The 18057-nt window shown below is 55.7% G+C and carries 18 protein-coding genes; 8 read left to right on the forward strand and 10 right to left on the reverse strand.

Features of this window, described 5'->3' with window-relative positions:
• Positions 1-178 precede the first annotated feature (178 nt).
• Both B4B27_RS09560 and B4B27_RS09565 read left to right on the forward strand, forming a co-directional pair.
• Positions 179-1012 carry a transporter gene (locus tag B4B27_RS09560; protein WP_290726017.1) on the forward strand — a complete coding sequence of 278 codons (834 nt, stop codon included), beginning with the start codon at positions 179-181 and terminating at the stop codon, positions 1010-1012.
• Positions 1013-1137: 125 nt separating this feature from the next.
• Positions 1138-1737, forward strand: a complete 600-nt coding sequence (locus tag B4B27_RS09565) for a porin family protein (protein ID WP_290726020.1) — start codon at positions 1138-1140, stop codon at positions 1735-1737.
• A gap of 148 nt (positions 1738-1885) precedes the next feature.
• On the opposite strand, the gene B4B27_RS09570 is transcribed toward B4B27_RS09565, so the two are convergent.
• The 10 genes from B4B27_RS09570 to B4B27_RS09615 form a co-directional block, all read right to left on the reverse strand.
• The gene (locus B4B27_RS09570) at positions 1886-3697 is read right to left on the reverse strand and encodes an extracellular solute-binding protein (protein WP_290726021.1); all 1812 of its coding nucleotides are present in this window, start codon (positions 3695-3697) and stop codon (positions 1886-1888) included.
• Positions 3698-3707: 10 nt separating this feature from the next.
• Positions 3708-4526 (reverse strand): ribonuclease III, encoded by an 819-nt coding sequence (gene rnc, locus B4B27_RS09575; protein WP_173382342.1) that lies wholly within the window; start codon positions 4524-4526, stop codon positions 3708-3710.
• Between the two features lie 106 nt (positions 4527-4632).
• Positions 4633-4875, reverse strand: coding sequence for an acyl carrier protein (acpP, locus tag B4B27_RS09580; RefSeq protein WP_173382343.1), 243 nt, complete (start codon positions 4873-4875; stop codon positions 4633-4635).
• Positions 4876-4922: 47 nt separating this feature from the next.
• Positions 4923-5663, reverse strand: coding sequence for a 3-oxoacyl-[acyl-carrier-protein] reductase (fabG, locus tag B4B27_RS09585; RefSeq protein ID WP_173382344.1), 741 nt, complete (start codon positions 5661-5663; stop codon positions 4923-4925).
• 25 nt (positions 5664-5688) lie between these two features.
• Entirely contained in the window at positions 5689-6609 is a 921-nt protein-coding gene (gene fabD, locus B4B27_RS09590; protein ID WP_290726025.1) for an ACP S-malonyltransferase, read from the reverse strand.
• Between the two features lie 141 nt (positions 6610-6750).
• Complete coding sequence (locus B4B27_RS09595; protein WP_173382346.1) at positions 6751-7230, reverse strand: hypothetical protein; 480 nt, start codon at positions 7228-7230, stop codon at positions 6751-6753.
• Positions 7231-7523: 293 nt separating this feature from the next.
• Positions 7524-8507: a phosphate acyltransferase PlsX gene (gene plsX / locus B4B27_RS09600; protein WP_290726026.1), complete on the reverse strand. Its 984-nt coding sequence runs from the start codon at positions 8505-8507 to the stop codon at positions 7524-7526.
• 36 nt (positions 8508-8543) lie between these two features.
• A complete protein-coding gene (rpmF, locus tag B4B27_RS09605; RefSeq protein ID WP_072813504.1) occupies positions 8544-8732 on the reverse strand; it encodes a 50S ribosomal protein L32 in 189 nt (62 codons plus the stop codon).
• Between the two features lie 2 nt (positions 8733-8734).
• Positions 8735-9265, reverse strand: coding sequence for a YceD family protein (locus B4B27_RS09610; protein ID WP_073113399.1), 531 nt, complete (start codon positions 9263-9265; stop codon positions 8735-8737).
• Positions 9266-9422: 157 nt separating this feature from the next.
• Positions 9423-10739 carry a GntR family transcriptional regulator gene (locus B4B27_RS09615; RefSeq protein WP_173382348.1) on the reverse strand — a complete coding sequence of 439 codons (1317 nt, stop codon included), beginning with the start codon at positions 10737-10739 and terminating at the stop codon, positions 9423-9425.
• Positions 10740-10893: 154 nt separating this feature from the next.
• On the opposite strand from B4B27_RS09615, the gene B4B27_RS09620 reads away from it, so the two are divergent.
• The 6 genes from B4B27_RS09620 (at position 10894) to B4B27_RS09645 (ending at position 18050) form a co-directional block, all read left to right on the forward strand.
• Entirely contained in the window at positions 10894-11775 is an 882-nt protein-coding gene (locus B4B27_RS09620; protein WP_290726031.1) for a glycoside hydrolase family 26 protein, read from the forward strand.
• 116 nt (positions 11776-11891) lie between these two features.
• Positions 11892-12368, forward strand: a complete 477-nt coding sequence (gene queF / locus B4B27_RS09625; RefSeq protein ID WP_290726034.1) for a preQ(1) synthase — start codon at positions 11892-11894, stop codon at positions 12366-12368.
• 1 nt (position 12369) lies between these two features.
• Positions 12370-13086 carry a queuosine precursor transporter gene (locus tag B4B27_RS09630; protein WP_290726036.1) on the forward strand — a complete coding sequence of 239 codons (717 nt, stop codon included), beginning with the start codon at positions 12370-12372 and terminating at the stop codon, positions 13084-13086.
• Between the two features lie 156 nt (positions 13087-13242).
• Positions 13243-14376, forward strand: coding sequence for a glycosyltransferase (locus B4B27_RS09635; protein ID WP_290726038.1), 1134 nt, complete (start codon positions 13243-13245; stop codon positions 14374-14376).
• 2 nt (positions 14377-14378) lie between these two features.
• Complete coding sequence (locus B4B27_RS09640) at positions 14379-16925, forward strand: DNA topoisomerase III (protein WP_290726040.1); 2547 nt, start codon at positions 14379-14381, stop codon at positions 16923-16925.
• Positions 16926-16940: 15 nt separating this feature from the next.
• Positions 16941-18050, forward strand: a complete 1110-nt coding sequence (locus tag B4B27_RS09645) for a glycoside hydrolase family 3 N-terminal domain-containing protein (protein ID WP_290726042.1) — start codon at positions 16941-16943, stop codon at positions 18048-18050.
• Positions 18051-18057: the final 7 nt, after the last annotated feature.

Genomic DNA, 18057 nt, shown 5'->3' on the forward strand with positions numbered 1-18057 from the left:
CTCTATTTGCCAAAAGATATATTATATGTTCCCGAATTTAAAGCGACGGACATCACACCCCCGCACGGCAGTGAGCGTGCGCACCCTTTATCGCCCAAAAGACAAACCCCTATATTCCAACTTGGAATAAGAGTATGCATTTTTCTAAATTTTCGCAAGATTCATCAAGGAGTAAAAGATGTTCAAAAAATTCATCCTGGCAGTCGCCCTGCTCGCAGGCGCAAGCTTTGCCACCTGGGACTACTACCCCATCCCGGATTCCTCTCACGGGAGTTTCGAAGCGGGACTCTACTACGACAAGGACCACAACTGGTCTCAGGCTGGCCTCAAGGTCGGAGGCCGGTTTACGATGATCAAGAGCCTCGAAATCTCCTTTACCAGCTGGGGCTACCAGTTCTGGAACGAAGACGACTGCGCCGGCTGCGTCAACGGCGGCGAAGGCCTCCGCGACCTCACCATCGGCGGCCGCTACCAAGTCGCCCCCATGGTAACCGCATTCCTCGACTTCAACCTCCCCGTAGGCGAAGACGAATATGACGGTCCTGGCACGCACGCCCCCTCGAACGGCGAATTTTCCATGTACCTGGGCGCCCAGTTCTCCGTGCCGACCAAGCTCAAGGGATTCAAGTTCGGGACCGAAGGCGGTTTCCTCTGGGGATTCGAATACGACGACCATGAACGCGGGCTTGACCTCCACCTCGGTGCCGAAGCAGCCTACACCATCCCCAATGTCGGACTCACCCCCTACCTCGGATTCCTCCTCAAGTACCGCCTTTCCGAAAGCGAATACTACGTGAAGGGCGAAGACAAGTACCACGGCTACGGCGACCGCAAGTCCCGCCAGTTCAACCTGTGGCTCGGCGCCTCGTACGCCATCAACAAGATGATCGAAGTCAAGGCCGAGTTCATCTTCCGCCACGAAAAGTACAGGGGTTACGAAACTGTCGAGAGCCCGTTCCACCTCGGCGGCAACGCCGACGGCGTCTACATGGGCGTCATTTTCAACTTCTAGCGCAAAAATTCAAGAAAAATGAGAGCGTCCGCACATGCGGGCGCTTTTTTTGCGTCCAACCCGTGCCTTTCGCTTACTTTTATATTATTTTTGTTAGCATACAAACAAAACCAAGGAGTATCCTAATGTTCAAGAAAATCATCCTGGCAGCAGCACTCGCGGCGACCGCCTCCTTCGCTCAACTCAGCTTCGGTGTTCACGCCGGCGGCGACCTTAACAATGTCTGGGGCGACGACACCGACAACTCTGAATCCGGCATCGGCTTCAACTTCGGTGGCGCCATCAAGTTCTCCCTGCCGCTCCTGCCCCTCACGGTAGAAGCGAACGTCCTCGCCGACATGCGTAACTACGAATTTGAGCAGGCCATCACCGATTACAGCGTGACCCAGTGGAACATCGACATCCCCGTGCTCGCCCGCTTCTCCCCGCTCCCGATTATCTTCATCGAGGCCGGTCCGCAGTTCTCCTTCAACATTTCGCAGTCCGCCGAAGACGCTTCCGGTGACGAAATCAAGAACTTCGACAAACTCCTGCCGATGAACTCCTTCGAATTCGACCTCGTGTTCGGCCTGGGAACCGGAATCATCCCGTTCGTGGATGTCGACTTCCGCGTGGTGCTCGGCATGACCAACATCTACGACGACATCGATGTACCCCTGGTCGGTTCGGCCGAAATCAACGCTTCCAACCTGCAGTTCGTGCTCGGCGCCACCTACTGGTTCTAACCGAAACTGCTAGCGCATAGCATTTAAAAAGACGTGCAGCAATGCACGTCTCTTTTGTTTTTACATAAGATCCCCGCATACTCCCCAAAGAGGATAACTCTACTATGGCAACAAGTTGCCAAGTATCGTATAGCGGGGATGACATAGCCTACTTCACGTCGTATTCGGGAATCGGCAGGCTTTCGCCCGCTTTCATGGCCTTGTCGAGGGCGGCGGACTTTGCTGGGTCAAGCCACCAGTAGACGGGAATGGCGTCTTCGCGGTTGAAATGGTCCAGCACCTTCTCGGGAGTGCCGTAACGGTTCCAGTAGAGGATGCGGTGATGGTCGCATTGCCACATGAGCACATACGGCACGATTTCGGCAAGGCGGTTATCCAATGCCTTCAAAATCTCGTTCCGCTTGGCCAAATCAAATTCCGTCTTCTGCAAGTTGATGAGGCTATCGACCACCTTGTCCTGCACGCCGGCGAGGTTGTTCGTGCCTTTCTGCAGGGCCGTTGCCGAAGACCAGCTCGCTTCCGGGTCGCGGAGGCGGCCAGCGCCCCAGTTCACCCAGTAAAGGTCAAAGTCGGCATCGTCCAGACGCTTGCGCAAAGTACTCTGCGACATCTGTTCGATGGTCGCCACCACGCCCACCTTCTTCAGGTCTTCCTGGAACAGCGTGAGGTGGCGCAAGTCTTCTTGGCTGGTGATAAAGTTGATAGCGAAAGGCTTGCCATCCTTCTCGAGCACGCCCTGGGCATTCACTTTGTAGCCCGCTTCGGCAAAGAGCGCACGGGCGCTATCCGGATTGAACGTGTAGAGCGGCGCCGTCGGGTTCTTGTTGCCTTCCCACAGGTCGGGGTAGTAGCTGTTCAGCAGGAAGTACTGGCCGAACATGTACTTCTCGTTCATGGCCTCACGGTTCAGGAGCATCGAAAGGGCGCGGCGCACGCGGACGTCCTGGAACTGCGGCTTGCGCAGGTTGATGGCCATGCCCTGGAATCCGATGGGCTCCTTGTTAAAGATTCTCTGCTTCACGGCCCAGCCCTTCTTCACGGCGTCGAAGTCGGTCTGCTTCATCCAAATACTGCTGGTGTAGATGGCGTAGGCGTTGAAGTCCTGCTTCTTGAAGGCTTCGAGCGCCTTCGTCTGGTCGTTCATGAAGCGGTAGCGAATTTTCTGGAAGTTGTACTTGCCGCGGTTCCAGTTCTTGTGGAAACCCCACCAGTCGGCGCGACGTTCCAGTTCCACATAGCGGTCTTCGCGGAAGGTCTTGATCTTGTACGGGCCCGAGACCACCGGGAACTCGTAGCGGATTTGGTTGAAGTCCTTCCCTGCCCACACGTGCTTCGGGAACGCGAGCATGCCCGCGGCTTCCCAGAAGTTCCCCCAGTGCGATTCCTTCGCGGTCATCTTCACCGTGAGGCTGTCGACCACCTCGGGGCGGTCGAAACGGCTAAGCCCGACCTTGAAAATCGGCGTGAGGTTCTTCTCGTCCATGATGACGTCGTAGTAGTACTGCACGTCTTCGGCGGTGACGGGCTTGCCGTCGCTCCACCGGGCCCGCGCATCTACGTGGAAGGTGAACGTCTTGCCGTCTTCCGATACGCTCCAGCTGTCGGCGAGAATGCCCACTTCGCGGTCCTCGGTGGAGTGCAGACTCACGAGCGGTTCAAACATCATGCCCATGAGCTCGGCAGAGAAGCTGTTGTAGTCTTCCCACATGTTGAACGACTTCGGCATCGCGGAGCCCCAGAGCGTAATCGTTCCGCAGGGGCGGGCATCCTTCGAGGCTATGGGGTCGAACTCGCCCGTGGCGGTGGAATCGACCGGCAGTTCCGGGCAGTTGAGCTCGCCGCCCGCAGCCTTCGCGCCCGCAGAGCCCTGCTCGTTGCATGCGGTAAGGGCCATCGCAGACAGCATCAACGTCGCGGACACGGCAGCCACACGACAAAAATTCATTTTTCCATTCTTCATCTTTATCTCCCTACGGTCTATAATACCGCTTGGGTTTTACGGGTTTCACGGGCGCCACCTCGGCCGGAACATCCTTCGCCTGCGCCGCCTCTTCAGCCTTCAACATTTCAAGAGTCTTGTGGGCCGCTTCCTGTTCGGCCTTTTTCTTGTTGCCACCCTGGCCACGGCCATAGACCTTGCCGTTCACGTGCGCCTCGACGGTAAACAGTTTCTGGTGCTCCGGTCCGGATTCTTCCACCAGAACATATTCAGGAACCGTATGGCGCTTCCCCTGCAGGTATTCGAGCAGGGCACTCTTGTAGTTCACAAAGTCATCGTCGACAATAATTTCTTTCACACGCGGGAAATGGAACCTGTTGAGGATTGCACGGACCTCGTCGAGCCCGCCATCGAGGTAAACCGCCCCGAGCACGGCCTCGTAGGCATCGGCAAGAATACTCTCCTTGCCGCGACCGCCCATCTTCGCCTCGGCCTTCCCGAGCTTGATATACTCGCTCAAGTCCCATTCCTTCGAAGACTGCGCACAGGCATGCCCCGAAACGATCGCGCTCTTGCGCTTCGAGAGTTCGCCCTCCGGGTCATCGGGATACGTCTTGTACAGGAATTCCGTCGTTAGCATGTTCAGCACGGAATCGCCCAGGAATTCGAGCCGTTCGTTGTTTTCTGTGTAGGGCAAATCCGTTCCGGTCAGGTAAGACCGGTGGACCAGCGCCTGAACCAAGAGTTCCGGTTCACGGAACCGATATCCAAGCTTCGCCTCAAGTCCGCCGTCGGGCTTCTGGCGAAACCAGAATTTCAGCAATTTCTTCAATACGTTTTCTTCTGGCAAAGGCATCTCCTTTCTGTCTGCGAAAATAGAAAAAGCCCGGCCGCAGGGGCCGGAGCAAATTTCATCGAAAGCCCCGGCGCCATTGCCAGGGCGTTTGCAGAAGCGATTACTTCTTCTTTTCGGCCATGAAGGCAACCACGTCGGCAACCTTCTGGAACTTTTCGGCATCGGAATCGAGGATTTCGACTTCGAATTCGTCTTCGAGAGCCATCACGAGCTCGACGCGGTCGAGAGAGTCGGCACCGAGGTCGTTACCGAATTCAGATTCCATCTTCACGTCTTCGGCCTTGACTTCGAGCTTGGCGACGATGACGTCGGTAATCTTCTTGAAAATTTCTTCTTGTGTCATTGTTTACTCCGTTTGGATTGTTTAAGTTTAAATTTAGTAAAAATTGGCTAGGCGTTCAACCCACCATCTACGCCCAAAATCTGACCCGTGATGTAGCAGGCGTCGTCAGATGCCAAAAAAGCGACCGCATTGGCCACGTCTTCGGGCTTTCCGATACGTCCGAGGGGAATCTGGGCTGCATATTTTTCCTTGGTGGCATCGTCCATGGCGGCAGTCATGTCCGTCCCGATAAAGCCGGGGGCGATGGCGTTCACCGTAATGCCGCGGGAAGCGAATTCCCTGGAATTGGAACGGGTCATGCCGATGATACCCGCCTTGGCGGCAGCGTAGTTCGCCTGGCCGGCCTGGCCACGCAGGGCGTTGATGCTCGAAATATTGATGATTCGGCCGGTGCGCTTGCCCATCATGGTGCGGGCCACGGCGCGGGTGCAAAGGAACACGGAACGGAGGTTTGTGGCAATCACGGCATCAAATTCCTCGTCCTTCATGCGCATCAAGAGGCCGTCGCGGGTGATGCCGGCGTTGTTGACCAGGATGTCGACCGTGCCCATGTCGGCAATAATCTGCTTGAACACGTTCTGCACCGTTTCGGAGTCGGCCACGTCGCAAGCATAGCTCTTGACCTGCACCCCAAGTTCGGCGGAAAGTTTGGCGGCCAGTTCTTCCTTGACCGATGTGGAAAGGATAGCGACGTCGGCACCTTCGCTCGCAAGCTTGGTGGCGATGGCGAGACCGATACCGCGGGATGCGCCGGTCACGATAGCCTTTTTACCTGTAAGTTTACCCATTTTTTGTTCCCTGTAATTGAAAGGTTTATCCCTTAAGAGCCTGGAAGGCTTCGATGGTTTCGACCGGCGTGACCTTCACGTCGCGGCTAATCTTCCTCATGAGGCCCATGAGCACCTTGCCCGAGCCCACTTCCACACCCTGGGTAACACCGAGGGAGATGGCCTTGTTCATGCAGTCGTTCCAGCGGACCGGAGATACCAGTTGCTTCACCAAAAGTTCGGCAAGTTCGGCACCCTTCGTGACCGGTTCGGCAATCACGTTGGCGATAACCGGCTTTTCGACATCGTTGAACTTGGTTTTGGCAATCGCTTCGGCGAGGCCTGCCTGGGCAAACTGCATCAGCGGGCTGTGGAACGCGCCAGACACGGCAAGCGGGATGGCCTTGATGCCGGCGGCACCGCAGTTTTCGACGAGCTTGTTCACGCCGGCGACAGCACCGGAGACAACGATCTGGCCCGGGCAGTTGATGTTGGCGGGCACCACGGCGCCCACGTCCTTCACGGCTTCGCAAAGTTCAAGAATCTTGGCTTCGTCCTGGCCCATGATGGCAGCCATCGCACCCGGGTTCTTGGAACCGGCACTGGCCATGAGTTCACCGCGGGTACGCACCAAGCGGAGGCCCTCTTCAAAGCTAAAACCGCCAGCAGCGTAGATGGCGGAGTATTCACCGAGGGAATGGCCTGCCACGTAGTCGAACGCGAAACCTTCGGACTTGAGGAGCTCCATCACCATGGCAGACACGGTAAAGAGGGCCGGCTGCGTGTTGTCGGTGCTCTTCAAAACATCTTCGGGGCCTTCGGCCATGAGCTTCGAAAGCGAGAAGCCGAGGATTTCGTCGGCCTGTTGCATAATCTTCTTGGCCGGTTCGAAAGTGGAAGCAAGGGTCTGGCCCATACCTACATACTGGGCACCCTGGCCAGGGAAAAGCAAAATAGTCTTAGACATAATTATCCTCTGCGGAATACCGCAAAATTTTCACCCCTAATTTAGAAAATACACCCCCGTTCCAAAGGTTCCCGGAGCAAAAAGCACTATTTCCCCGCAAAAGAAAGATAAAAGGAATATTTTTGCAAGTTTAGAGCCCTACTAGGGGCATTGAGCAGCATCCTTATATAAAGCCGAATCAATGGTATACCTTTTGAACCGGAATCCATCGGCATCCGTCGGGTCAATAAATTCAGAAAATTTTTCTGAACGTATATCATTCTGCTCATCGACATCGCCCACAAAAGAAACACATTTGGCAGGTAAAACATCAAATTCTATATAAGCATCAAAGGTCCCATCAGGATAAGCCAAATTGAAATCTTCCACAAAAGTCTCTGCCAGGTGACCTACGGATTCCGGCAAAACAATTGTATCTCCTTCGGCAACGTCCATCAAGACGGAATCCCTTTTTTCATCATATTGCCATAAGAATTTTACTTTCACATCATAGCCAGAGTTGTTTGCAATTTCATGAAGCAGTGAACCTGTTCCTTCATAGTCACCATGGGCAACATCATAACCCGAGCAACCAACAAGCAAGGCGTCAAGCAACACTAAAAATAAAAACATTTTTCTCATAGCCGCTCCTTCCAAAATTCAAACAGATTCTTTAAATTCGTTTTCGTATAAGACCGTCCATCTTTGCCCGATGGCAATTTATCTAAAATTGCTACATGCCACAATAAACAAAGCCATTACCATATTGGCAAAACAACTATTCACCTTATCGCCTCTTATAAATTTATTTTAAATAACAAAGTAAATTCATTCGAAAGCGAAATCAACAAAATAATTGTTTACAAAAAAAAGACGGAACCTTGCGGTTCCGTCCCTAATAGCCTTTTGCAGACAAACTAGTTCCAGTCAAGCACTTACTTTGCTTCGGCAGGTTCGTCCTTGATGGCCGCAAGGCGTTCGTTCACGTTCTTAGCGACACCCTTCTCGGCGTACTTAGCGGCGACTTCCACAGCCTTCTCGATGGCAAGAGCATCGGAACGGCCGTGAGCGATAATGCCCGTGCCGTTGAGGCCGAGGAGCAGAGCGCCACCCGTCATGCGGTAGTCCCACATCTCGTCGAAGCGACGGCCGTTGGGGGTATCGATGAAACCGAACATCTTCTTGTGGAGTTCGTAGAAACCTTCGAGCATCTTCAGGACAACGTTGCCCGTGAAGCCGGAGGTCACCACCACGTCGGCGACGCCTTCGATAAGCGTTTCGCCTTCGATGTTGCCGATGAAGTTCACCGGGGCGGACTTCAACAGCTGGTGCGCTTCCTGGAGCACAGCTGGACCCTTGTGTTCTTCTTCGCCCATGTTGAGGAGGCCGACCTTCGGGTTCTGATATCCGAAGTAGGTCTCGGCGAATGCGGAACCCGCGATGGCGAAATCCACCAGCGTGGAGGCGCGTTCATCGACGTTCGCGCCGGCATCGACCAGGATGATTGGACGGTCGGCGGTCGGAATGACACAACCGATAGGCGGACGGCTGAACTTTTCGCTCGACTTTCCGAGAAGCATGAGGCAGCTAGCCATCATGGCACCGGAGTTGCCGGCGCTCACGGAAGCATCGACCATGCCCTTCTTCTGCAGGGCGACACACGTCACCAGGCCGGAGTGGGGCTTCTTCTTGAGAACCTGAACAGGGTGTTCGTCCATGGCGACAGGGTCCGGAGCGTCGATGACCGAAATCCCGTTGCCGGCGTAACCGAGCGACTCGAGTTTAGCCTTGACCACGGCCTCCGGTCCGCACAGGACCACATGCAGGTTTGCATTCTTGTTGACGGCGTTTACCGCACCTTCAACCACGACGTCGGGAGCGAAATCGCCACCCAGAGCATCAAGAGCAACTTTTACCATGAACATCTCCTTGCAACTGAACGCTGCATCAACAAATTAGGCTTCGGCATCCTTCATGTTGACAACTTCGACACCATTGTAGTAGCCGCAAACCGGGCACACACGGTGCGGGCGCTTTGCAGAACCGCAGTGGTCGCAGGTAGCCATCGCGGGCACTTCCATCTTCCAGTGGGTGCGGCGCTTGTCACGACGGGCGGTCGAGGTTTTTCTTTTAGGTACTGCCATTTTTAACTCCTATTTTCCATTTTGCTCTTGAGAGCCTTGAGTTTCTCCCAGCGCGGGTCCATGGGCTTTGCGGCCCCGTCGGAACCTTCGTCAGGCGGATTGTTTGATACAAAGATAAAATCTTCGTCAGGATTTTTCACGGGCGCGACCGGTTCTTGCAGTAAAACCAGCTGTCGGATGCACTCGGATACATCTACGAAGTCCTGCCCCTGGGGAATCTTGTAGGCGAAGACATCTGCATCGTCCTCGTCCAGCTCCTGCTTTGCGATGGGGAGCCTCTCGACCTCCGCCACGATTTCGGTCGTAAACGGGCGGTCGAACAAGTCCAGCGTCCTGGAACAGGTCAGAGTTTGCACTCCGGAGAGCGTACCGGTCACGAGACACTTACCGGGGCCTTCGGGGCTCACCAGCACCTCGGCTACCAGATCGCCCTTGAGGTGCAGTTCGTCGAAGATTTCGGGAGCGTCGGCATGGGACCAGACTGCTCGGCGGTCTTCGGGTTCAGTAAGTTTCTGTGCGATATCGATTCTCAAAGTGGCCCAAATTTAATAAAAAACAAGCCTGATTTCAACATTCAGGCTTAAACTATATGCGGGAGGGGCCCCAGCCCAGTGTTTCAGCCTATTTTATTTGCTCGGGTCGGGCTGGTCCCAGGGGTAGGCCAGGACCGCAGAATCGGGCGGCGAACCGCTACTTTTCCACCACGGAGCCCGAAAGTTCGCGGAAGTCGTCCTTCTTGTAGAGCGTGACCCCGGGCGACACGATGTGGAATACCGACTGTTCGGCTAGCGTATCGAGATTGAATTTGAAGGAATCCAGACGGATGCGGTAGCTGTCCACCGTATTGTCGAACGACACCATGTAAGGCGGGCGCTTGATTTTATGTTGTACAAACATCCGGTGGAGTGCGCAGCCCACTTCGTCGTTCACTACGACCCAGGCATCGGTGTCTTGCGGGACACTCCCCGCAAGGCGCGCGACCACTTTTTCAAAAAAAGCCGGAGGTTCCTTGCTGAACTCGAACGGACTCGCGCGTTCGGCATCCACCGCTTCGAAGACATGCAGTCCCGACTTTTTGAGGCCATTCAGGCGGTCGATGGACCAGGAACTCAAATGATACGGCGAAATGTAGACGATGTTCTTGCAGCCCCGTTCCCGGAGAAAGCGTCCCACGGCACGGCCCGGAAACTCGCCGAAGGCGAGGTTGAAGAAGGCGTACCGCGGTTCTTTCTTGAGGGCACGCGGGATTTCAGAAAGCGGATGTTCCCACCACACCGATATCGGGAATCGGGTCCTCGCGAACAGCGAGAATAGGCGCTGGGGTTTAAAGACGAGCATCGTCGAAAGGATTGCGCCGAACGCATCGCGGAATGTCTCCGGCAACACGGCATTGCCCGCCGAATCCAAGAACTTGCCTGAATCCTCGTGGTAACCCAGCACATGCACGCGCAGCTCGCGCTTTTCAGCCTCGGCGTAAACCTTCTGCATAAATTCCAGTTCACGCTCCCCCAGGCAATAGAAATCCCCCGTCGGGTTCGAACGCATCACCAGGAGGATTTCCTTCGCCTTCGGGGCTTGCGCCGTGCGAAAATAGAAACGCCCTCTGCCCCGGCGTGAAAGGATTCCCAACGCCTGCAGCTTTTCGAGCGTGCGCCTCATGGAACCGACCGACGTCTCGTATTGCAAACAAAGTTCCTTGATGGTCGGGAGCGGGGCATCCGCCGAAAGCCTGCCGGATTTCCAGTCTTCCTGGAGCAATCGTTCCAGCCGTTCAACCACCTGTTCTCGCACGGGAGGTTCCGGCATGGCGACCTTGGCCGCACCCCAGAAATAGCCGTTACCCTGTTCCCCATAAACCTTCTTCGCGTCAATCAGCTTGCGGTAGGCGCGAAACACCGTGCAAGTCGATGTAGAAAGACGCTCCGAAACACTCCTGACCGAAGGGAGCCTGTCGCCTTCCCTGAATTTCGAAGCCTCCAGCCACTTACAAATTTCTTCCACAGTCATCGAATCCTCCTTCGTTCGATACGCACAAACTCATTTTTTTAGTGTTCCAAATCACACTCGTTTAAAACACTAGATACACTTTGGAAAATACTAAAAAACAAAGGCTTCGTCACCGGCTCCCAATGAAATATCTTTGTTTTTGACTGGAGGTTTCATGCAAAAAGAATTCCGCATAGGGGCATGGGTCGGCGGCAACGAACTGCACCCGCAGCCCACGAAAGAAAACATTCAAGCTTTCCAGGCTCTTCAGGGAAGGAATGTCGATCTCGTGAGCCTGTTTGCGCTATTCGATATCAACACCTGGAACTGGGTAGAGCCCTTCGCCGAAACGGCTCGCGAGAACGGTTCCACGCTCGTTGTCACGTGGATGCCCAACGGCTACAACGCAAGAAGGATAAACGAGGGCGAGGCAGATTCCTTCATACGGCACTTTGCAAAAAGCGCCAAGGAATACGGACACGAAATTTGGCTCCGTCCGCTCCACGAAGCGAACGGCGACTGGTACGACTGGGGAGTCGGCAAGCAGGGCGCCGGCAACACCGACGAGAACGTTGCCGAAGCTTTCCGGCACATCGTAAGGATTTTCCGCGAGGAATCCGTCGGTAACGTCAAGTGGGTCTGGACGACCAATTCCTCGAACGTGGGCGAAAACACGACCTTCACGGGAACCTACCCCGGCGACGATTTCGTGGACTACATCTCCATCGACGGCTACAACTGGGGCGATAAGAAATGCTGGTCCCGCTGGAAGAGTTTCTCGGAAGTTTTCAGGAAGTCGTACAATGCGCTCGCGGGCATCGACAAGCCCATCTTTATCGCCGAGACATCGTGCACGGAATCGGGCGGGAACAAGGCCGAATGGATAGCCGACATGTTCAAGGTGCTGCCCGTGGAATTTCCGAGGATTTTCGCCATCATGTGGTTCAACCAGAGCAAGAGCTTCGAAGCGGACTGGGCGCTCGACACGTCGAGTGCGGCAGTGGATGCTTGGAAGGCGGGACTCAACGCACCCCACCGAGCTATAACATCACGGTGATGCTGTAGCCGAATTTTCCCGCTTCATCCGGGCTTTGAAAAAAGCCCGGATTTTTTTATCTTTACGCCAGTCAGTTCGAAACCCATCCTGACTTAAAACAAAACTAGGAGACTTCCATGCGTTCAGAAGCAGAACTCGAAGGCGTCACGCTGCTTGGCAACAACAAGACCCAGTACAAGACCACCTACAGCCCCGAAGTGCTCGAAAAGTTCCCGAACAAGCATCCGGGCAACGACTACATGGTCACGTTCAACTGCCCGGAATTCACGAGCCTCTGCCCGAAAACCGGCCAGCCCGATTTTGCCGAAATCAAGATCAACTACATCCCGGACCAGTACCTGGTGGAATCGAAGTCGCTCAAGCTCTACATGTTCTCGTTCCGCAACCACGGGGATTTCCACGAGGACTGCGTGAACATCATCATGAAGGACCTGGTGAAGCTTTTGGACCCGAAATACATCGAAGTCGAAGGAATCTTCATGCCCCGCGGCGGCATCTCGCTCTACCCGTTCGCCAACTACGGCAAGCCGGGCACCGAATTCGAATCTATCGCCAAGACCCGCCTGTTTGCGGCCATCGACCGGAGAAAGTAAAGTGCCGTTCCAGAACGAGATCATCCTTGTCGCCTCCGTCTTCGCGTTTTTCGGAGGGCTCGTCGCCTTCTTCCGCTTTTTCGGCAAGCAGGGCCTTTTCGCGTGGACGGTCATCTGCACCATCGCGGCAAACATCGAGGTGCTTATCCTGGTGCACGCCTTCGGGCTCGATACCACGCTCGGCAACGTCATCTTCGCCTCCTCGTTCCTCGCGACCGACATCATGAGCGAAATCTTCGGTAAAAAAGAAGCCAACCGCTGCGTGAAAATCGGAATCCTCGCAAACATCACCTTCATCCTGATTTCGCAGAGCTGGTTCCTCTACATTCCGGCCGACGGCGACACGATGGCTGGCCCTATCCGCACCGTATTCGCGAACACCCCGCGCGTGATGCTCGCAAGCCTGTTCGCCTATGCCGTCTGCGAGATGTTCGACGTGTGGGCCTACCATGCCTGGTGGAAATGGACCGAAAAGAAGTTCGGTGACAAGCGCGGGTTCCTGTGGCTCCGCAACAACGGTTCCACCCTCGTAAGCCAGCTTATCAACGTGGTGGTGTTCAACCTGCTCGCGTTCGCGGGCGTGTTCCCATGGAACACCATCGGCGAAATCCTCGTCTTCGGGTACGGTATCTTCATCGTAACCTCCCTGATGGATACACCGTTCGTGTACCTCGCACGGCGCATCGCCGACAAGCACCCCGAACTCGTGAAAGAATAACGTCCACCCCCAAAAAACGCGTTTTTTCACCGAATTCGCGAATTTTCGCTTTCGTCCGACACAATAACATATATATATGTATCGAGAAATCGACGTCCCGTTCCGGCACCCGCAGTCCCAAATCAGGGTGCGATGAACTAAATTTTGCCCGAAAAAATGTTCTGGACAGTGCTCACATACCTGGTCATCGGCCTTTTGTCCGTATCGGCGCTACTCTACATAGCCCTCGAAGTGCGGCTTTTCCGCGCCCTGGGCACGGTGCGCGACGGGCAGTCCGACGTGGAACCCAAACCGCGCGTAAGCATCCTGATTTCGGCGAGGAACGAGTCGGCGGGCATCCGCGCGACACTCGATTCCGTCCTCGCACAGGAATATGACGGCGAATGGGACGTATGGGTCGCCGACGACCGCAGCGACGATGACACCCCGAAAATCCTCGCGGATTACGCGGCACGCTACCCGCGGCTTCACATTCTCACCATCAACGACATTCCCGACGGCGTCAGCCCCAAAAAGCAGGCCCTTTCGAAACTCGTCGACATCTGCGACGGCGACATCCTCTGCCTTACCGACGCCGACTGTATCGTGAAACCCACCTGGATTGCCGGAATCGTGCGCGAATTCGAACCGGGAATCGAACTCGTGGCTGGGCATTCCTACATCCCGACCGTTCCCGGCAAATCGAGCGTGCTCATATGCATGCAGGCGGTCGAGACGCTCATCTACCGCGTGGCGGGGACTGCCGGCATCGCGATGCACCTTCCGCTCACGAGCACCGGCAACAACTTCGCCTACCGCAAGAGCTTCTTCAAGAGCGTCCACGGATTCGAGAACGTCCTCAAGATCCAGAGCGGCGACGATGACCTCCTGATGCAGAAAATCGCTGACGACCGTCCCTGGGCCATGCGCTACTGCGTTGCCGAATCGACCTTCGTCACCACGAGCGGCAAAGAGACCCTCAAGGAACTGTGGGAACAGCGCAAGCGCTGGGCTTCGGCAACCATATACTATACGCCGAAAATCGTATTCGTGCTCAGCATGGTATTCCTGTTCCTCGTGATGCAGTGCGTCTCGGCGGCACTTTCGCCCTTCAGCTTCGAAATTCTCATCGCGACAATCGTCGCATCGGTCGCCAAGTGCATAGGCGACCTGGTATTAATACTCCGCGGGCTCCGGATTTTCCGGCAGGAGCACCTGCTCAAGTGGTGCATCCCCGTTGAATTCATCCACGCCCCCTTCACCGTGCTGGCCGTGCTCTTCGGCCTGTTCGGACGCTTTAAATGGAAATAACGATGGCAACTACGACCAAGAAAACGACTAAGACAGAATCCACCGCAAAGACTACGGCAAAGGCCTCCGCCAAGACCACGGCGACAAAGAAGGCGACAAAACCCGCCAGCGAGGGCATAACCCTCATCATCGCAGAAAAACCGAGCGTTGCGGCCGACCTCGTGAAAGTTCTCGGTGCGAAGTCGTTCAAGAAGAACAACGGATATTACGAAAGCGATTCGACCATCGTAAGCCACGCCATCGGCCACCTGGTAACCATCGCCGACCCCAAGGACATCGACGAGCGCTACAAGGCATGGGACATGAAGACGCTCCCGATGCTCCCCGAAAAATTCCCGCTCGTTGCCACCCCCGCCACGAAGGCACAGCTTTCCATCGTCAGCAAGCTCATCAAGCGTAAGGATGTGACGACCATCGTGAACGCATGCGATGCGGGCCGCGAAGGTGAACTGATTTTCTTCTACATCCTCGACTACGTGCTCAAGGGCAAGTTCACGGGCAAGACCATCAAGCGCCTGTGGATGCAGAGCATGACGCCTGCCGCCATCAAGGACGCGTTCGAGCACCTGCGCACCGCCGAAGAGATGGAAAACCTGAAAAACGCGGCCCTCTGCCGCAGCGAGGCCGACTGGCTCGTGGGCATGAACGGGAGCCGCGGGCTCACCGCCTACAACAGCAGCATGGGCGGGTTCCAGATTACGCCGTGCGGGCGCGTGCAGACCCCGACGCTCGCCATCATCGTGAAGCGCGAAGAAGAACGCCAGCAGTTCAAGCCCGAAAAGTTCTGGACCATCGATGCGGACTTCGACAACGGCGGCGTGAACTACCAGGGCAAATGGTTCGAGGGCGACGGCAAGGACCGCAAAAAGCAGATTTTCGACGAGAAGAAGGCAAACGAGATTCTCAAGAAATGCAAGGGCAAGCCCGGCAAGATCGAGGAAACGACAGCGCCCAGCCAGCAGAAGTGCGGGCAACTCTACGACCTAACCACGCTCCAGCGCGAGGCGAACAACCGCTTCGGCTTTAGCGCTAAGACGACGCTCTCGATTGCGCAGGCCCTGTACGAACGCCACAAAGCAACGACCTACCCGCGTACCGACAGTCGCTGCCTACCCGAAGACTACGTGGCCCCCGTGAAGGCTACCCTCGCAAAGATTGAAGGCCCGCTCGCCAAGTTCGCGCAAGAGGCCCTCGACAAGAACTACGTGAAGCGCACCCCGAAAGTCTTTGACAACACGAAGATTTCGGACCACTTCGCCATCATCCCTACGGGCGTCACCCCGAAGGGCCTTACCGAAGCCGAAGAGAAAATCTACACGATGGTGTGCCAGCGCTTTATCGCGGTATTCTTCCCGCCGGCACAGTACCTGGGCACCACCCGCATTACGACCGTCGAAGGCGAGACGTTCATTACCGAAGGCAAGATTCTCGTGGACCCGGGTTTCAAGGCGGTCTACGGCAAGGACAGCAACGACGAATCAAACGTGCCACCCCTGAAGGGAAACGAAGCAAAGACGCTTGACATGCGCAGCAGCGAGGACTTCACCAAGCCGCCTGCGCACTACACCGAAAGCACGCTCCTTTCCATGATGGAAAGCGCAGGCAAGCTCGTCGAGGACGACGAGTTGCGCGACGCCATGAAGGAGCGCGGGCTTGGTACACCTGCGACACGCGCCGCCATTATCGAGAAACTGGTGAGCGACAAGTATGTTGTCCGTGACGGCAAGGAAATGATCCCGACAGCGAAGGCTTTCGACCTCATCAAGGTCCTCTCGGCCATGAACTGCGAGGCGCTCACAAGCCCGGAACTCACCGGCGAGTGGGAATACAAGATGGACCTCATCAGCAAGGGCAAGGAATCCCGCGAGAACTTCATGAAGGGCATCGTCGACATGACGAAGAACATGGTGAAGAACATCAAGGGATTCAAGGAAGAGAACACCACCGGCGAGGCGAAGTTCAGCCCCGTGAACGGCAAGAAGGTGTTCGAGACCGTAAGCCGCTACACCACCGAAGACGGCATCGTCATCCGCAAGATGATTGGCGGCAAGCACCTCTCCGACGAAGAAATCGTGGAACTCCTCACCAAGCGTAAGATTGGCCCCTTGTCCGGGTTCCGCAGCAAGCGCGGTGCGGAATTCACCGCGGTGCTCATCATCAACGACCAGAACAAGATCGAATTCGTATTCGAAGAAAAGCCCGAAGAGATTGAAATCGGCGAAAAGATAGGGGTATCCCCCGTCGACGGGACCAACGTGTTCGAAACGCTCACCGGCTACGTGAGCCAGAGCTACATCGACAAGCAGCCTTCGGGTCTCAACCTGCCCAAGGTGCTCCTCGGAAAGGAAATCCCGCTCGAAGAAATCAAGAACCTCCTTGCAGGCAAGAAAACGGCGCTCATCAAGGGCTTCCGCAGCAACAAGACGCGCAGGCTCTTCGACGCCTACCTCACGCTCGAAAAGGGCAAGATCAAGTTCGACTTCCCGCCGCGCGACTTCAGCAAGGGCAGACGTTTCTTCAAGAAAGCTCCCGCCAAGAGCGAAGGCTAGCACCACGAGGCCAGCATGCGCCTGCGGATTTTCTTTTTCGGTTTGCTTGCCGCATTCGCCTGTTCTTTCGCGGCGGCCCCCCGCGGGCTTCCCAAGGAGCTCCTGCCGCTCTGGAATTCGCTCACGCTCGAAGAGAAAATCGGGCAGATGATCATGGTCTACATGGCACCGCCGAATTTCACCGTTACAAACAACTTTGGCGGAATTCTCGTAATGAAGCCGCACCTTTCGAACATGAACCTGTTCCGGAAGAACCTCGAAAAGATTTCTTCGCGCATCAAGGTCCCGCTGCTCGTCACCATCGACCAGGAAGGCGGCACCGTGAACCGGGCCGTGAACATCGACCGCAAGTGGGAAAAGACCCCTAGCGCAAAGGAGATGCGAGAATCGGAGCCCGCAGCAATCGAGCGCACGGCACATGAAGTCGGCAAGACGCTTCACGACGCAGGCTTCAACCTGAACCTCGCCCCCACCCTCGACCCCGCATTCGATTCCCACGGCAAGGAAACCTTCATGGAGCACTGGAACCGCTCATGGAACGGCATCGAGAATGCAGAGAAGGTCCGCGCATTCGTGAAGGGAATGCGGGCTTCCGGCATCATCAGCGCATCGAAGCACTTTCCCGGCTATGACAGCAACAAGAACAGCGACTTGCAGATGGCCGAAAGCGATGCGAGCGAATCTAGAATCAAGGAATACGTCAAGTTCTTCAGGGCTCTCTCCCCGGACATTCCTATCGTCATGATGAGCAGCGTCCGCTACACGAAAATTTCAAACGCTCCCGCCGTATTCGAGAAGAAACTCGTGAAGATGGCCCACGACCTCGACGACGACATCGTGGTCCTCACCGACGACCTCTGGGGAAGCTCCCTGCGCGGCTGGATCAGCGGCCCCGGAACTCCGCTCAACGACCCCTACCCCGCATCCGAATTCAAGAAAGTCGTGACAGCCGCCCTCGATGCCGGCAACGACATGTTCATCATCACCTACCCCGCCAAGGCGGTTGATATCAAGAAATTCATTCTCGATCGCGCCATGAACGACAAGGCATTCCTTGCAAGAATCGAGAAATCCGTCGTCCGCATTCTAAAGATGAAACTTCGCGCAGGGCTGCTCTCGCCCTGATGGCGTC

This window comes from Fibrobacter sp. UBA2449 (genome assembly GCF_002342555.1).
Classification (GTDB): Bacteria; Fibrobacterota; Fibrobacteria; order Fibrobacterales; family Fibrobacteraceae; genus Fibrobacter.

What these genes read in the sequence shown, in the direction of transcription:
- B4B27_RS09615 (WP_173382348.1), bottom strand. Translation starts at nt 10,739, where the DNA reads ATGACTGTGGAAGAAATTTGTAAGTGGCTGGAGGCTTCGAAATTCAGG.
- B4B27_RS09565 (WP_290726020.1), top strand. Translation starts at nt 1,138, where the DNA reads ATGTTCAAGAAAATCATCCTGGCAGCAGCACTCGCGGCGACCGCCTCC.
- B4B27_RS09645 (WP_290726042.1), top strand. Translation starts at nt 16,941, where the DNA reads ATGCGCCTGCGGATTTTCTTTTTCGGTTTGCTTGCCGCATTCGCCTGT.
- B4B27_RS09640 (WP_290726040.1), top strand. Translation starts at nt 14,379, where the DNA reads ATGGCAACTACGACCAAGAAAACGACTAAGACAGAATCCACCGCAAAG.
- plsX (WP_290726026.1), bottom strand. Translation starts at nt 8,507, where the DNA reads ATGGTAAAAGTTGCTCTTGATGCTCTGGGTGGCGATTTCGCTCCCGAC.
- fabD (WP_290726025.1), bottom strand. Translation starts at nt 6,609, where the DNA reads ATGTCTAAGACTATTTTGCTTTTCCCTGGCCAGGGTGCCCAGTATGTA.
- B4B27_RS09620 (WP_290726031.1), top strand. Translation starts at nt 10,894, where the DNA reads ATGCAAAAAGAATTCCGCATAGGGGCATGGGTCGGCGGCAACGAACTG.
- acpP (WP_173382343.1), bottom strand. Translation starts at nt 4,875, where the DNA reads ATGACACAAGAAGAAATTTTCAAGAAGATTACCGACGTCATCGTCGCC.
- B4B27_RS09635 (WP_290726038.1), top strand. Translation starts at nt 13,243, where the DNA reads ATGTTCTGGACAGTGCTCACATACCTGGTCATCGGCCTTTTGTCCGTA.
- fabG (WP_173382344.1), bottom strand. Translation starts at nt 5,663, where the DNA reads ATGGGTAAACTTACAGGTAAAAAGGCTATCGTGACCGGCGCATCCCGC.
- queF (WP_290726034.1), top strand. Translation starts at nt 11,892, where the DNA reads ATGCGTTCAGAAGCAGAACTCGAAGGCGTCACGCTGCTTGGCAACAAC.
- B4B27_RS09560 (WP_290726017.1), top strand. Translation starts at nt 179, where the DNA reads ATGTTCAAAAAATTCATCCTGGCAGTCGCCCTGCTCGCAGGCGCAAGC.
- rpmF (WP_072813504.1), bottom strand. Translation starts at nt 8,732, where the DNA reads ATGGCAGTACCTAAAAGAAAAACCTCGACCGCCCGTCGTGACAAGCGC.
- B4B27_RS09570 (WP_290726021.1), bottom strand. Translation starts at nt 3,697, where the DNA reads ATGAAGAATGGAAAAATGAATTTTTGTCGTGTGGCTGCCGTGTCCGCG.
- B4B27_RS09595 (WP_173382346.1), bottom strand. Translation starts at nt 7,230, where the DNA reads ATGAGAAAAATGTTTTTATTTTTAGTGTTGCTTGACGCCTTGCTTGTT.